The 15,307-nt window shown below is 66.8% G+C and carries 14 protein-coding genes; 5 read left to right on the top strand and 9 right to left on the bottom strand.

The genetic code is table 11. The features are described 5' to 3' along the window. Window positions 1–21 precede the first annotated feature (21 nt). From DIE04_RS08525 to DIE04_RS08505, 5 genes are read right to left on the bottom strand one after another with little or no spacing between them, the layout of a single operon-like run. Window positions 22–525: a cytochrome c gene (locus DIE04_RS08525; RefSeq protein WP_124521514.1), complete on the bottom strand. Its 504-nt coding sequence runs from the start codon at window positions 523–525 to the stop codon at window positions 22–24. After that, the gene (locus DIE04_RS08520; protein WP_044847763.1) at window positions 522–1,067 is read right to left on the bottom strand and encodes a methylamine dehydrogenase light chain; all 546 of its coding nucleotides are present in this window, start codon (window positions 1,065–1,067) and stop codon (window positions 522–524) included. The genes DIE04_RS08525 and DIE04_RS08520 overlap by 4 nt, the downstream gene beginning before the upstream one ends. Window positions 1,068–1,106: 39 nt before the next feature. Next, a complete protein-coding gene (mauD, locus tag DIE04_RS08515) occupies window positions 1,107–1,742 on the bottom strand; it encodes a methylamine dehydrogenase accessory protein MauD (protein ID WP_124521512.1) in 636 nt (211 codons plus the stop codon). Next, the gene (locus tag DIE04_RS08510; protein ID WP_124521510.1) at window positions 1,739–2,296 is read right to left on the bottom strand and encodes a MauE/DoxX family redox-associated membrane protein; all 558 of its coding nucleotides are present in this window, start codon (window positions 2,294–2,296) and stop codon (window positions 1,739–1,741) included. Before DIE04_RS08510 ends, mauD begins: the two co-directional genes overlap by 4 nt. Window positions 2,297–2,303: 7 nt before the next feature. Then, a complete protein-coding gene (locus DIE04_RS08505) occupies window positions 2,304–3,461 on the bottom strand; it encodes an amine dehydrogenase large subunit (protein ID WP_124521508.1) in 1,158 nt (385 codons plus the stop codon). Window positions 3,462–3,702: 241 nt separating this feature from the next. On the opposite strand from DIE04_RS08505, the gene DIE04_RS08500 reads away from it, so the two are divergent. From DIE04_RS08500 to DIE04_RS08480, 5 genes are all read left to right on the top strand, one after another. Then, a complete protein-coding gene (locus DIE04_RS08500; RefSeq protein ID WP_124521506.1) occupies window positions 3,703–4,665 on the top strand; it encodes a helix-turn-helix domain-containing protein in 963 nt (320 codons plus the stop codon). Window positions 4,666–4,802: 137 nt separating this feature from the next. After that, the gene (locus DIE04_RS08495; RefSeq protein ID WP_044847758.1) at window positions 4,803–5,747 is read left to right on the top strand and encodes a GlxA family transcriptional regulator; all 945 of its coding nucleotides are present in this window, start codon (window positions 4,803–4,805) and stop codon (window positions 5,745–5,747) included. A 474-nt stretch (window positions 5,748–6,221) separates the two neighbouring features. Beyond that, window positions 6,222–7,934, top strand: coding sequence for a M36 family metallopeptidase (locus DIE04_RS08490; RefSeq protein ID WP_124521504.1), 1,713 nt, complete (start codon window positions 6,222–6,224; stop codon window positions 7,932–7,934). A 76-nt stretch (window positions 7,935–8,010) separates the two neighbouring features. Then, the gene (locus DIE04_RS08485) at window positions 8,011–9,264 is read left to right on the top strand and encodes a M20/M25/M40 family metallo-hydrolase (protein ID WP_124521502.1); all 1,254 of its coding nucleotides are present in this window, start codon (window positions 8,011–8,013) and stop codon (window positions 9,262–9,264) included. Window positions 9,265–9,383: 119 nt separating this feature from the next. Next, on the top strand, window positions 9,384–9,752 hold the full coding sequence (locus DIE04_RS08480) for a YbjQ family protein (protein ID WP_124485163.1): 369 nt from the start codon (window positions 9,384–9,386) through the stop codon (window positions 9,750–9,752). An 18-nt stretch (window positions 9,753–9,770) separates the two neighbouring features. On the opposite strand, the gene DIE04_RS08475 is transcribed toward DIE04_RS08480, so the two are convergent. From DIE04_RS08475 to DIE04_RS08460, 4 genes are all read right to left on the bottom strand, one after another. Then, on the bottom strand, window positions 9,771–10,421 hold the full coding sequence (locus DIE04_RS08475; RefSeq protein WP_409333441.1) for a PepSY-associated TM helix domain-containing protein: 651 nt from the start codon (window positions 10,419–10,421) through the stop codon (window positions 9,771–9,773). Window positions 10,422–10,477: 56 nt separating this feature from the next. Then, window positions 10,478–11,161: a Fe2+-dependent dioxygenase gene (locus DIE04_RS08470; RefSeq protein WP_124521498.1), complete on the bottom strand. Its 684-nt coding sequence runs from the start codon at window positions 11,159–11,161 to the stop codon at window positions 10,478–10,480. A 46-nt stretch (window positions 11,162–11,207) separates the two neighbouring features. Further along, a complete protein-coding gene (locus DIE04_RS08465) occupies window positions 11,208–13,403 on the bottom strand; it encodes a TonB-dependent siderophore receptor (protein WP_124521496.1) in 2,196 nt (731 codons plus the stop codon). Between the two features lie 589 nt (window positions 13,404–13,992). Continuing rightward, window positions 13,993–15,243, bottom strand: coding sequence for an MFS transporter (locus DIE04_RS08460; protein WP_124485159.1), 1,251 nt, complete (start codon window positions 15,241–15,243; stop codon window positions 13,993–13,995). Window positions 15,244–15,307: the final 64 nt, after the last annotated feature.

Below are 15,307 nucleotides of genomic sequence, written 5' to 3'. Positions count from 1 at the left end.
GACGCCGAATGCCGGCCGCATTCACAGCCCCAGCCCCTTCGTCACGATCGCACGCTGCGCGTGAACGGCCGTGCCGTCCATCTCCTTCGCCCGCGCCGCGCGAATGTCGGCTGCCGTGAACGGCTTCGCGTCGCCGTGCCGGTCGTTGAGATCGAACACGACGTAGTTGAGCACGTTCGCGATGTCGTCATCGCTCGCGCTCGCGAACGACGGCATCTTGAAGTTGTAACGCTTTTCGTGCACCTCGATCTCGCCGAACATCCCGTGCAACAGCGTCGCGACGAGTTGCGCGCGGCCCGCGTCGGCCGTCGCGTACTTGCCCGGATACTCGGTCAGCGGCGGCGCGAGGCCGTCCTGCCCCTTGCCGCCCGCCTGGTGGCACACCGCGCACTGCGCGTCGAACAGGCTCTTGCCCGCCGGGTAATGAACGGCCTGCTGCGCACCGGCCTCGTCCGGCAGCATCAGAAACCCGGCGGCAGCCGCCACGCACGCGGCCACGATCTTTCCAGCTTGCTTCACTTTCATTGCTTTGCCGCTCCCAGCAGGACCGAAACCGAACAGTGGTAATTCGAATTACCGTTCGCCATGCACCAGTTGATGTCGTTGTTCAGCGACAGCTTGTACAGCGGCTTCTCGCGCTCGTTGCGGTTGCAGAAGCACTTGCCGCAAGACGTCTTGCCGCAGCAGTCGTTGTACGACACGATGTAGTCCGAACCGTCGTGCGGATTGCGGCAGGTGCCGATCCACGTGATCGGCGACGGTGTGGTGCCCGGCGGGCAGCTGCTCGACGTACCACCGCAGCAGCTGCACAGCCAGCCGTCGATCGCGCAGTATTTCCAGTAGTCGCAGCTCATCGGATCGTCGCTCGCGCCCGATGCGGCGGCACCGGACGCCGCCGATGCACCCGAGGCCGCGTCGGCCGCATACGCGGTTCGATCGACGGGCAACAGCGGCAGCATCGCCGATCCCACCAGCACCTTGCCGAGCTTCGCCATCGCGCTGCGCCGCGAACTATGCTGCGCGACGCCACGCGCCGACCGTTCGAACCATGAATCAAACAGGCCCATTCCGTTGTTCTCCGTTGACGTTGAAGGAAGGTCGGCCGATCACGCGTGCTGCGCGTGCTCTTGATGGCCGTCGTGGTCGTGATCGCCGTGCACGAACTGCTGCAGCGATGCGACGCCACGCTCTTTCGCTTCGAACAGGCTCTCGAGATGCTCGCGCGTATTGACGAGCCCCTTCGCGCGCACGGTGCCGGCGTCGTCGAGCAGCACCGCGTACGGCAGCTTGCCGATCTGGTACGCAAGGCCGAGCTCCTGCGACAGCACGTACGGGAAGCGCGCGAGGTCGTGCTTCTGCGCGAAGCGCGCGTGTTCGTCGGGATCGCCGTCGCTCGCGAGCACGATGTTCACCGGCGTCGACTCGCTCGCCTGCAGCGACGGCAACAGCGGCAGCAGCTTCTTGCAGACCGGGCACGTCGGCGACAGGAAGAACAGCAGCGTCGCCTTGCCCGCTGCGTCGATGCCGCCGACCTTCACCTGCGAGCCGCGAATGTCGGTCAGCTCGAAGGCGGGCGCGATCGCGCCGACCGCCGGCCCCTTGTCGATCATCAGTGCGCCGGCCGGCATGATGCGTTCGTACAGGATGCCGATCTGGCGCACGAGCGCGAGGCAGATCGCGCCGAGCGCGAGCACGGCGACCCACAGCAAGGCGGTGGAAACGGTGAGAGCGGTTTGCATCATGAATTCCTCAGGTGGGAAAGGCGCGGTACGTTGGCGAGCAGCACGTCGACGGTGAGCAGCGCGCAGACGATCAGCAGCACGGAAGAGAACAGCGTCAGGTAGTCGAACCACACGACCGCGCGGCTGCCCGGCTCGACGAGCGCGGTTGCGGCCAGCACGACGAGCAGCAGCACGCGCGCGACATGCAGCCAGCCGATGCCGCGCGGCGCATCCGTGCGCGCGGCCGCGGCAATACCGGAACAGCCGCAGTCGATGTCGGTGTGGCCGCGCAGGATGTTGATCGTCATGCCGGCCGCGAACACGAGCAGCAATGCGATCAGGCCGAGCGCGCCGGTCATGCGTGTATCGGGAAACAGCAACGCCGAGGCGCAGACGGCTTCGGCGAGCGGAATCGCGAACGCGGCGGGCGCGGTGAGCGCATCGGGCAGCAGGCGATAGCCGGCGAGCGCCTGGCGGAACGCGGCCGGCCGGCGCATCTTCGCGAAGGCGCCGAGCAACACGACGACGGCCGCGCCGGCCTGCGCGCTGGTGGCGAGTACGGGATCGAGCGTCATCGCGACCTCACGGGTTCACGAGCAGCGTCGGCGTACTGCCGATCTGCTTCTCGACGTGCTGCAGCTTGCCGCTGTGCGCGTCCATCACGACGAGATCGGACGTGCCCGTCAGCCCGTAGAACAGCGGCTTGTCGTCCTCGCTGACCTGGATCGACACGAGCGGATCGACCTTCTGCTGCGCGAGATCCCAGCGCGCGACGCGCTGTTTCGTCTTCAGGTCGTAGATCCACACCTGCGTGCCGGGATCCTTGTGCGTGCCGTCACCACCCTTGTGCATCAGCACGTAGTAGCGGTTCTGCGTGACCTGCACGGCCGTCTGCTGCATGCCGCCCGGGCGCCAGCCTTCGGCGCGCTCGGCGTCGGTCAGCAGCGACCACGACTTGCCGAACGCGGGCCTGGCGCCGCCGAAATCGGCGCTGCGCACGTTGCCGTGATACGTCGTGAACAGGTAGCCGCCCTGGTAGCGCGACGCGTTGATGAAAGCCGGATCGTTGTCGACGTCGATGAATGCATCGGACATCGTGCGCTTCACCTCCTTGCCGTTCGCGTCGAGCGTGACCGTGAGCGCCTTGCCGCTTTCGCACAGCGCGGTGAAGCGGTCGTTCCCCGACGGATACGCAAGCACGCATGCCGCGGTGTCGATCTCGGACAGCACCTGCTTCGACACCGCGTCGATCACCGTCACCGACGCGGCCGGCGTGATGTTCGCGACGTACAGCCGCTTGCCGTCCGCGCTGAACGCGGTGTTGTACGGCGACGGCACGTGCTGCCCGTGCTTCGCCGGAATCACGATCTCTCCGGTGTGATCGAGCGTCGTGTTGTCGGTCATCTCGACGACGTCGGTGCGCGTGCCGTGCGAGCCGCGCGAGAAATAGGTCGTCGCAATGAAGCTCGTCTTGTGGTCGGGCGAAATCGCGAGGCCGGGCGCGAAGCCGCCGTCGATCTGGCCGAGCAGCTTCTTCGCGTCGGCGTCGTACACGAAGATGCGCCCGTCGGTCATCGTCGGCATCGCGATGTCCACGACGTACACCGCGTGCGGATGCCACGGCGGCATCTTCTGCACGACCAGTTCCTCGGGCTTTTCCGTCGCGTCCGCGCTGCCGGCCCACGCCGCCGCGAACGCCAGCGTCGCCGCGAAAGCCGCGGTGCGTCGCCTTGTTCTCATGTCGCCTCCAGTTGGGATTCAGGTAATGTGGGGCGACTGTAGTTCGACAATAAATCGGTTCAGCACCCGGACCGGCAACGCGTGCGTGCCGATTCGGGATATTGGAAAACCGCCTGAAAGCCACCTGCGGCGCACCCCATCCGACCCCGCCAGAACCCCTGCCGGAATAGCGCTCATCCGTATTGCACCGACCGCCCGGTCGGTTTAATCTTGCGCGGTCCGAACGACCGCCGGAGGCGCCGTGCTCGTGTTTCACCAGATGTTCGACGACGCAGACCGGCATGCCGAGGCGCTGCGCGGCTGGGATCAGCGTTACGACCAGATCGGCTGCGGCTCGTATCGCAGCACGGTCAAGCACGTGGAGCTCGACGGCGTGCAGTTGTTCCAGGAAGCGGCGAACGTGCGCGTCATCCAGCGCGGGCGCCTGCCGGCTGGCCATACGGTATTCGGAATGCCGCTCACCGGCTCGGGTACCTTCGCCTTCGGCGATGCGCGCATCGAGCGCGGCACGATCGTGATGGCGCGCGGCGGCTCGCCGTTCGAACTGCATTCACCCGACGACATGTCGCTGATCGGCGTGGTCGTCGACGCCGAGCTGATGCAGCAGATCGAGGATGCCGCCGACGTCCGGGTCGACGAGCGCGCGCTGCGGCGCGGCGTCGTCGACGTGCCGGTCGCCGCACGCGAACGCGCGAGCCTGCAGTTCGCGACACTGCTCGAACGCGTGCTGTCGGCACCCGCCACGTTCGATGCGGCGCGTGCGCAGTCCGAGTTGCGCGGCGAGGTCGCCAACGTGCTCGTCGATCTCCTGACCTACCGGATGCCCGAGCCGTCGAACCGCCTCACGCATGCGTGCCACGCCGACATCGTGCGGCGCGTGCACGACTACGTGATCGGGCACCCGGAAGCGCCCGTCGACATCCTGAGCCTGTGCACGCAGCTGCGCGTGAGCCGGCGCACGATGCAGAACAGCTTCCAGTCGGTCGTGCAGACCGGTCCGCTGAACTACACGCGCTCGCTGCGCCTCGCGCAGGTGCGACGCCTGCTGCTCGACACGCGGCAGTCGGACCTGCCGATCAGCGAAGCGGCCGCGCGCTGGGGCTTCATCCACCTCGGGCATTTCGCGAACGCGTACAGGGCCCAGTTCGGCGAACTGCCTTCGACGACGGCGCGCCGGACGGTGCGCGGCGCAAAAACGCGCTGAGCGCCGGCAAAAACCGCGATAATCGTGCGTTGAACGTCCGGCTTCCGCGGGCCGGGCGCGGCGTGCGCGGGCCTGCCCGCTCGCCGTGCCGCGCCCACGCAGTACGTGACGACCACCCGCTTCCACCCCACGCCCCGATGCCAGAGGATTTCCACTTCCTGTTGCTGCCCGGCTTCTCCGCGCTCGGCTTCATGTCGGCGGTCGAACCGCTGCGCGTCGCGAACCGCTTTCGCACCGAGCTGTACCGCTGGCACGTGATCAGCGCGGACGGCACGCCCGTCGCCGCGAGCAACGGCATTCCTGTCGCGGCCGAAGCCGCGTACGCGGACGTCGCGCAGGTCGAGACGGTGTTCGTCGTCGCCGGCTTCGATCCGCTCGTATGCTACGACCGCGCGCTCGCGGACTGGCTGCGCCGCCAGAACCGGCACGGCGCGACGCTCGGCGGCATCGACACCGGCAGCTTCGTGCTCGCGGAAGCCGGGCTGTTCGACGCATCGCAAACGCTGACGCTGCACTGGGAAGCGCTCGCCGCGTTCCGCGAGCGCTACCCGGGCCTGAACGCGACGCAGGAACTGTTCGAGATCGACGACCGGCGCATCACCTGCGCGGGCGGCACCGCGTCGATCGACATGATGCTCGACCTGATCGGCCGGCGGCATGGCGCCGATCTCGCGGCGGCCATCTCCGAACAGTTCGTCGTGAGCCGCATCCGGCAGCGCTCGGACAGCCAGCGGCTCGAGATCGCCGCGCGCTATGGCGTGCACAACCGCAAGCTGATCCAGGTGATCGACACGATGCAGCGGCACATGGAAACTCCGCTCGGCTCCGATGCGCTCGCGCAGGACGTGGCGATCACGCGGCGCCAGCTCGAACGGCTGTTCAGCGCGACGCTGAACGACACGCCGACGCGCTTCTACCTGAACCTGCGCCTCGATCGCGCACGCGAGCTGCTGCAGCAGACCGACATGAGCATTACGTCGGTGTGCGTTGCGTGCGGCTTCGAATCGCCGTCTCATTTCTCGCGCACGTATCGCTCGCGTTTCGGCGTGAGCCCGCGCAGCGACCGCCGCGCGACGCGCTGAACGGCGCCGCTTTTGCGTACAATCCGGCGCGCCATTGCACGCGCCGGCAGCGTTTCCCGCCATTCGCTCAACAATGCCGCCGATTGATCGACGGACCGAAGCGGCCTTCGAAAATAAATTGCAAAGTTGCCGAAAATATTCTGTAACATACCTCGCAATTAGATAGGCAGCCCTAAGGAGATGAGAGCCCGGGCCCGACGCATGTCGCGCCACGCAGGCTGCCAAACCGATATCAATTCCGAGGGGTATGACATGACGATGCTCGCCTCACCGTCGCCGCACCTGCCTGCCGTTCGCTTCCCCGCCGCCATTCCGTTCCGATGCGTTTCGACCTGACGCTTAGTTATCCTCAGTCAGTCGAATCTCCCAGCACCGCTTCGCCGCACCGGTTCCATCGAGCCGGCGCGCGAGCCGTGTCGTGCCTGCTCGCCACGAGCGCGCGGGCGTGTCCAACCGTTGAGATGAGGATCACCCATGCAGACATCACGCAAAGCATTGCCGCTCGCCCTGGGTCTCGCGCTCGGTTTCGGCATCGTCGGCGGCAGCGCGGCCGATACCAAGGTCGCGAACCCGCAGGCGTCGAGCCTGCGCGAAAGCCTGACGCGCGGCGTGGCACCGGCCGCGGCCAAGGCCGATACCGCCGCGGGGCAATTCCGCGCAGACGGCGTCGCCGTCACGCTGTACAACCCCGCCTATCGCGCGAACAAGGCGGCCGCCACGCCCGCGGCCGCCGCGCGCGATTTCGTCGCGTCGCAGGCGACGCAGCTCGGGCTCGACCCGGCCGCGCTCGCGAGCCTCGCGGTGACGTCGGAGCGCAGCGATGTCGACTTCACCGTCGTGCACTTCCAGCAGCAGGCGGCCGGACTGCCCGTGTACGGCAGCGACATCGCGGTGACGGTCGCGAAGGACGGCCGCATCCTGTACGTCGCGAGCAACACGATCAACGGCGTGGCCGTCACCGCGCGCAAGACACAGGCGGTCGACCAGCAGCAGGCGCTCGACCGCGCCCGCGCGTATCTCGGCGTCAGCGGCTTCACGAACCTCGACGCACAGCGCGTCGCGTTCGTCGACAAGGCCGGCACGCATACCGCATGGAAGGTACGCGGCCGCCCGCAGGACGGCCCGAAGGGCGACTGGGAACTGTTGATCGACGCGGACAGCGGCGAAGTGCTGCGCGCCGAGGACAAGGCGTTCTATGCGACCGACGGCACCGGCTTCGTATTCCGGCCCGATCCGCTTTCGTCGACGAAGAGCAGCTACGGCAGCACGGGCTACAAGGACGGCAACGACGCCGATTCCACCCAGCTCACGGCGGCGCGCGTGCGCGTGACGCTGAAGGATCTCGCGCAGTCGAACTCGCGCTACGTGCTGTCGGGCCCGTATGCGTCGTGCGTCGACTTCGATGCGCCGCGCGACAACGCGTGTCCGGCGCAGGCGACGCCGACGTTCGAGTTCACGCGCGGCAACCTGTATTTCGAGGCGGTGAACACGTACTACCACATCGACACGTTCCTCCGTTACGTGAACCAGACGCTCGGCATCAAGGCGCTGCCTTACCAGTACACGGGCGGCGTGCAGTACGACCCGCACGGCGAATCGGGCGACGACAACTCGTCGTACTCGTCGAGCAGCGGCCGGCTGACCTTCGGCCAGGGCGGTGTCGACGACGCGGAAGATGCGGACGTCGTGATCCACGAGCTCGGCCACGGCATCCACGACTGGGTGACCAACGGCGGCCTGTCGCAGCAGGAAGGCCTGTCGGAAGGCACGGGCGACTATCTCGCCGCCGCGTACAGCCGCGACTTCAATCAATGGAGCCCGTCCGACGCGCAGTATCACTGGGTCTACAACTGGGACGGCCACAACGAATACTGGGGCGGCCGCGTGACGAACTGGAACGTCGGACGCACCTACGCGCAGGCACGCGGCGCCGAGATCCACACGGCCGGCCAGTACTGGGCGTCGTGCAACCTCGTCGCGCGCGACGCGATCGGCGCGCAGGCGATGGACAAGGCCTTCCTGAAAGGGCTGTCGATGACCAACAGCTCGACGAACCAGAAGGCCGCCGCCCAGGCGGTGCTGACGGCCGCCGCCGCGCTCGGCTACAGCAGCGCGCAACTCACGGCGATCGGCAATGCATACAACAAGAGCTGCACGTACGGCGTGACCGTGCCGCAGAAGTCGTAATTCCGCAGCAGGCGGGGGCGTCGCATGACCTGCGACGCCCCTCTTCCTCGACATCGCCATCCTCACGAGATCGAACATGCCTACTCTGACATTGACCCGCCTGAGCGCCGCGCTTGGCGTCATGCTGCTGACCGCCGCCGCGCACGCGACGCCGGTGTGGATCACGCTCGGCGACACCGCGTTCCGCCAGCTTCAACGCATCGATGCGAGCGCAACCGCGCAGTACAGCACGGTGGTCGACGCCGGCAAGACGGCCGACGGCGCCGTGCGCCGCGAAACCGTGCATATCGTCGAGATCGACGATTCACGACTCGGCGAACTCGCCCATGCTGTCCACCATGCGCGCGGCCACGGGCCCGGCTACATCGTGCACGACTCGTTCGACGACGCACGGCAGGCTTTGCAGCCGGTACCCGCAGCACTCGCGAAACAGGCGGCCGTGCCCGCCTACCAGCTATCGAACGCGCCGCAGATCAAGGCCTGGATCCAGCAGCTGCAGGCCAGCAACATCGTCGGCACGATCACGTCGCCGTCCGGCTTCACGAACCGCTACTACACGACGTCGCACGGCGTCGCCGCGTCGGACTGGCTCGCGCTGCAGTGGCGGCAACTGGCCGGTTCGCGCACCGACATCGCCGTCGAGCAGTTCACGCATGCGGGCTTTCCGCAAAAATCCGTGATCCTGACGATCCGCGGCAGCAATCCGGCCTCGGGCACGATCGTGCTGGGCGGCCACCTCGATTCGACGGTCGGCCGCACGACGGAAAACACGCGCTCGCCCGGCGCCGACGACGATGCGTCCGGCATCGCCAGCCTGACCGAAGCGCTGCGCGTGCTGCTCGCGAACGGCTACCGGCCGAAACGGACGATCAAGTTCGTCGGCTACGCGGCCGAGGAAGCCGGCCTGCTCGGGTCGAAGGCGATCGCGAAGCAGTTCCGCACGCAGAACGCGAACGTGGTCGGCGTGCTGCAGCTCGACATGACGAACTACCAGGGCGATCCGAAAGACATCTACCTGATCACCGACTACACGAACGCCGCGCAGAACACCTACCTGACGAACCTCGCGAAGACCTACCTGCCCGAGCTCGCGATCGGCACGTCGCAATGCGGCTATGCGTGCTCGGATCACGCGTCGTGGCATGCGCAAGGCTATCCGGCGTCGTTCCCGTTCGAGGCCGACCAGAACGACAGTCCCTATATCCATACCGTGAACGACACGCTGGAGAATTCGGACCGGCAGGCGAACCACGCGCTGAAGTTCGGCAAGCTGGCGCTTGCGTATGCGGTCGATCTCGGCGGCGACGGCAGTACGACCGTCAAGCGCTGACCGGCCTCGGCCGGCGCGAGTCGCACCGGGCGCGCATGCGTCATGCGCGCCCGGTCGAGCACGTTTCCCGTTCCGGATAGAATCGTCGTTCGACCACTTCCGCACCACGGTGCTCCGCCATGACCGATTTCTCCCGCTCCGTCGACGCCCTCTCGCCCGAGCACGTCACGAGCGCATTCGATTTGCCCGGCCACACGATCGTCCGCTCGCTCGGCGTCGCACAGGGCATCATCGTGCGTTCGCGCTCGATCGTCGGCTCGTTCGGCGCGGCGCTGCAAACCATCTTCGGCGGCAACATCACGCTCTATACGTCGCTGTGCGAGAAGGCGCGCCAGCAGGCGTTCGACAAGATGCTCGCCGACGCGCGCAAGCTCGGCGCGAACGCGATCGTCGCGATGCGCTACGACTCGACCGAGATCGGGTCCGGCGTCACGGAAGTCATCTGCTACGGCACGGCCGTACAGGTCGCGCGCGACGCCGGCGTCTGACCGTCAGCCGTTATGCGCTTATGCGCCGGCCGCACACACGATCGCGACGATCGAGCCGATCACGAGCACCACGCCGATCGTCTTGCGCTTGTTCAGCTCCGTCCACAACAGCACGCCGGTGAGCGACAGCAGGACCAGCGCGCCCGCGAGCGTATCGACGAGCAGCACCCAGCCGATGCTCGTCCCGACGCCCTTGTGCAGGTTCGTCAGCCACGCGAGCGTGCCGTTACCGATACGCTTGAGCGTCATCGTGTCGCTGCCGACCCAGTAGTCGACCGCGACGTTTTCATGCGGCGACGCGAACACGAGTTGCCAGTGCTCGGGCTGCACGGTTTCGCGGTCGCCCCATGCGACCGGATGCGCGGGCTCCTTCTGCACGCGGCCCATGCGTTCGGGCAGATGCAGATCCGGTTGCGCACGCAGCCATTGCTCGAGCTCGCGCGGTGACGCGGGCCGCGGATCGGGCACGCCGAGCCGCAACGTCTCGACGCGCGGCGCGCCGGTCTGGATGCGCAGCGGCGGCGCACGATGATTCAGCAGGAAGCCCGTCGTGCCGAACAGCAGGCCGAGCGCCGCGCCCCACAGGCCGATCCAGCCGTGCACCTTGCGCAGCCATTTGATGAAGGTGCCGCGGCGCGAACGCGCGCCGCCGGAGCCGGCCGGGCGCATGCCCGGCGCGATGCGGGACGCGGATGCCGCGTCGATGTCGATGGGATCGGCAACGCTCACGTCTCGCTCCAGATTCTCAGAAGATTGTGGTAGCAGCCGACCAGGCTGCGGCAAGCCTGCGTATCGGCGCCGCCGGCGTTGAGCCGCTGGATCGCCGTGTCCATGTCGAACAGCAGCGCCCGCTGTGCATCGCTGCGCACGAGGCTCTGCACCCAGAAGAAACTCGCGACGCGCACGCCGCGCGTGACCGGCGTGACCTGGTGCAGGCTCGTCGCCGGATAGACGATCATGTCGCCCGCGGGCAGCTTGACCTGCTGCACGCCATACGCGTCCTCGATCACGAGTTCGCCGCCGTCGTATTCGTCCGGCGCGGACAGGAACAGCGTGACCGACACGTCGGTGCGCAGCTTCACGCCGTTCGGCAGCACGCGCACCGCGCCGTCCACGTGACTGCCGAACGTCATCCCGCCTTCGTAGCGGTTGAAGAGCGGCGGATAGACCTGGTTCGGCAGCGCCGCGCTGATGAACAGCGGATTGCGCTCGACCGCGGCGAGGATCGCGTCGCCCAGTTCGCGCGCAATCGGCGCATGCTCGGCGATCTGCTGGTTGCGCTTGACCGGCACGCCCGTGTAGCCGGCCGTCGCGCGGCCGTCGACCCACGCGTCGCCCGCCTGGTCGAGCCGGTCACGCACCGTGCGCACCTGCTCGGGTGTCAGCACGTTCGGGATGTGTACAAGCATCGTTCCACCTTTTTCATCGAATGACGCGGCGATCGCACGCGTGCGGTCAGAACCGGTAGTCGAGCGTCGCGAGGAACGTGCGTCCGACGCCCGGCACCGCGCGGCCGCCGTCCGACTGGATCAGCGCATCGTAATAGAACTTGTTGGTCAGGTTCAGCAGGTTCAGGCGCAGGTCCCACTGCTTCGCGTGATACGCGGCCGTTGCATCCCAGCGCGTATAGCCGCCCACCTGCACGTAGTTCGTGTTCGCCGCGTAGCGACCCGACATGTAGGTCGGACCGCCGCCGATTTCCCAGTGCGGCGTGAACGCATACGTGGTCCACAGCGTGAACGTGTTGCGTGGCGTGTTCGCCAGCGTCTTGCCCTGGGTGCCGTCGAGCGCGCTCAGGATCACGCCGTTCATGTACGTATAGCTGCCGAACACCTGCCACTTCGGCGTGATGTGGCCCGTCACGCTCGCCTGGAAGCCACGCACGCGAATGTCGCCCTCGAGCAGGTATTCGCCCGTCGACGTCAGCGTGCGCGCGTTGCTCTTCTCCTGCTGGAACAGCGCCGACGTGACCGACAGGTTGTCGTTCAGCAGATCCCACTTGGCGCCGACCTCGTACGACTTCGTGTGTTCCGGCGACAGGTTCTGCGTGTTGTTCGTGACCGTCAGCGTCTCGAGCGACGGGTTGAACGACGTGCCGTACGAGAAGTAGTACGACTGCGATTCGGTCGGCTGGTAGATCACGCCGGCCCGCACGCTCGTGAAGTAGTTGGTCTGCGACGCGTAGCGCGGCGCGCTCACCGTGTTCGCGAGATGCGCCTGGAAGCGATCCCAGCGCAGCCCGCCGACGAACTTCCAGTCGCGGCCGATCGATACCGTGTCGTTCATGTACGCGGCGAGCGTCGTCGCGCCCGATTCAGCGTGATTGGCCGGCGTCTGCGTCGCGTTGGACGCGCTCGACGACAGATAGGCCGGATCGATCAGCGACAGGATCGGCAGGCCGCTGCGCGTGTACGCCTGGTTCGTGTAGCTGTCGTGCCCGACCTCGACGCCCGCGATCAGGTCGTGCTTCACGAAGCCCGTGTCGAACTTGAAATGCGCCATCGTGTCGTTGTCGACCGAATGGTTTTCGATCACGCGATCGTGACTCGCGAGCTTCACGTACAGCGCGGACATCGGCAACGACGTGTAGTTGCCGTTCGCGAGCGCGGTGCTCGACGCGAGCGGCCCGGTCAGCACCGCGTTCGCGGCCGTCTCGCGCGCATCGGTCATCGAGTGCGAGAACGACGTGCGGTTGCTGATCGTCAGCGCGTCGTTGACTCGATGATCGATGCGCGCGGACACCGTCTGCACGTCCTCGATCGTGCGGTCGTCGGTGAGACCGTAGAACGTGTGCTTCGATACCGGCGCCGGATGGCCGTTGAGCGCGAGCACGCCGTAGTCCGGCATGTCGTAGTTGTGCTGGACCAGCGCGGACAGCGTGATCTCCGTCGGCGTGCCGATGCCGAAGCGCAGCTCCGGCGCGATTCCGTAGTCCTTGTTCTTCATCACGTCGCGCGTCGAGCCGAGCGACTGGCCGAACGCGTTGATGCGGAACGCGGAGGTCGCGCCGAGCGGCCGGTTCAGGTCGACGCTCGCGCGGTAGTGGTCGTCGGTGCCGATCGTCGTCGACACTTCGGCGGACGGCTTCAGGTTCGCCTTCTTCGACACCTGGTTGATCACGCCGCCCGTCGAGCCGCGCCCGAACAGCATCGACGACGGGCCGTACAGCACCTCGACCGAATCGAGATCGAACGTGTCGCGGTAGTACTGGTTACGGTCGCGGAAGCCGTCGAGATAGATGTCGTTCTGCGCGGTGAAGCCGCGCAGGTTGATGTTGTTGCCGATCTGCCCGCCTTCCGCGCCGCCGATCGTGATGCCCGGCGCATTGCGCAGCGCGTCCTGGAACGACGTGAGCCCCTGCGATTCCAGCAGCGCCTTGTTGATCACCGTGACCGACTGCGGAATGTCGCGCAGCGCGGTGGGGGTTTTCGCGCCGACGCTCGAACGCTCGGCCTGGAAATCCTGATGCACGGCCTGCCCCGACACGTTGACCGTCGGCAGCGTGTCGCTCGCGGCCGGCGTCGCACTGCCCGGTTTCGCGGTGACGGCCGGCGCCGATTCGGCGCTCGTGCCCTGCGCGAATGCAGGCGAAGCGATAGGCAAAGCAAAGGCCAGCGCGAGCGCACTCGCGAACGGGGTCTTGTTCGGCATGAAAATCCAGTCGGAATTTGAAACCGCCCCGCGTGGACGCGCGGCGACGCGCGCACGAGGCACGGATATACGCTGGCTCGCTGGCCGCCGACGATCAGACCGACGGCGACACTAGCTGGCTACGGTTGACGAGTGACCGGCAGCGCAGTCGTGGCCGCGGTCATGAAAATGAGAATCGGTATCATTCCAGATATTTCTTTTCGTTTCAATCGATACCCGCTTCGTCATACGAAAGCACGATGTTTCGAAAAATTACTGAAATTTTTATGTAATTATATGAATGGCTTTTGTAATTGATCGGGATATTCAGTCTGACAAATTCAGGGCTGGGAGCCTTGTGCAGCAAGGCACTGAAGTATCAGCCTCTTTTCGGATTCCCACCGCGGTGGGCTCGATTATGCCAGCACCGCTTTCAGCTCCGGTACCCCGCATCGCGAGAAACGACAGCACCGGATTGATTGTTCAGACGATTATCCGACCCGAATGCCGTTTGGAATTCGATTGAAACAAGAAAGCAATTTGAAATGAGTTACGGCGAATGAGGCCGGTTTCCCGTGAACGGCAAACGCATCGCCCCGCTGACGTCGATTCAATGATCGCGCTCCAGCGACGTCATGTTCCGCAAGGTCGGGAACAACCGCATCCATGTCAGCGCGACGGCGATCGTCGCCGCGCCGCCGACGACGATCGCCACCGGCGCACCCCACCACGCAGCCGTCACGCCGGATTCGAATTCGCCGAGCTGGTTCGACGTACCGATGAACAGCGAGTTGACCGCGCTCACGCGGCCGAGCATGTCGTCGGGCGTGCGCAGCTGCACGAGCGACAGGCGCACGACGACGCTCACCACGTCCGATGCGCCGAGCGCCGCCAGCGCGACGAGCGACACCACGAAATTGCGTGACAGCCCGAACACGATCGTCGCGATGCCGAACGCGATCACGCCGCCGAACATCGCGCGGCCCGGCCGCCCTTTCAGCGGAAAGCGCGTGAGCCACAGCGTGCCCGCGAGCGCGCCGACCGCCGGCGCCGCGCGCAACGCGCCGAGCCCCCACGGGCCGACCTGCAGGATGTCGCGCGCGTAGATCGGCAGCAGCGCGGTCGCGCCGCCGAACAGCACCGCGAACAGGTCGAGCGACAGCGCGCCGAGGATCGCCGGTTCGCGCCGGATGAACGCGATGCCGGAAAACACCGACCGCAGCGTGACCGGTTCGCGCGCCGGCGGCGCACTGCGCAGCGGAATCGTGCCGCTCAGGATGGCCGCGATCGCGAACGCCACGACGCTCGTGCCGAACGCCGCGGGCGCGCCGACGCCATACAGCACCCCGCCGAACGCGGGCCCGAGAATCTGCGCGGCCTGGTTCGCGGACGTCGACAGCGCGGTCGCGCGCGGCAGGTCGCCGCGCGGCACGACGGCCGGCAGCAGCGACGACACCGACGGCGATTCGAACGCACGCGCGGTGCCGACGATCGCGGCCAGCGCATACACGCCCGGGGCGGTGAGCCCGCCTTGCGCCGCGCCGAACAGGAATACGCCGGCGGCCAGCGCCTCGACGCCCTGGCAGATCGTCGCGATGCGCCGGCGGTCGTAGCGGTCGGCCACCTGCCCGACGACGAGCGTCAGCGCGAACATCGGCACGAACTGCGCAAGCCCGACGAGCCCGAGCGCGAATGCGCTGTGCGTGAGCGCATAGACGTACCAGCCGATCGCGACCGACAGGATCTGGAAAGCGAGCGACGACATCACGCGCGTGCCCCAGAAGCGCTGGAACGGTGTGTGGCGGAACAGGTTGGCGGGTAACGGCGACGGCGAAGTGGATTCGGGTAACGGGGTGGTCATCGGCGAGACGTCATCGGAGGGAAGGCCGGCGATCGCCGATACGCGATGCGGCCAAAGCGCGATG

It is taken from the genome of Burkholderia sp. Bp8994 (genome assembly GCF_003853805.1).
Classification (GTDB): Bacteria; Pseudomonadota; Gammaproteobacteria; order Burkholderiales; family Burkholderiaceae; genus Burkholderia.
Note: the sequence above shows the minus strand (reverse complement) of the source record. Positions and strands in the feature narration are given on the sequence as shown.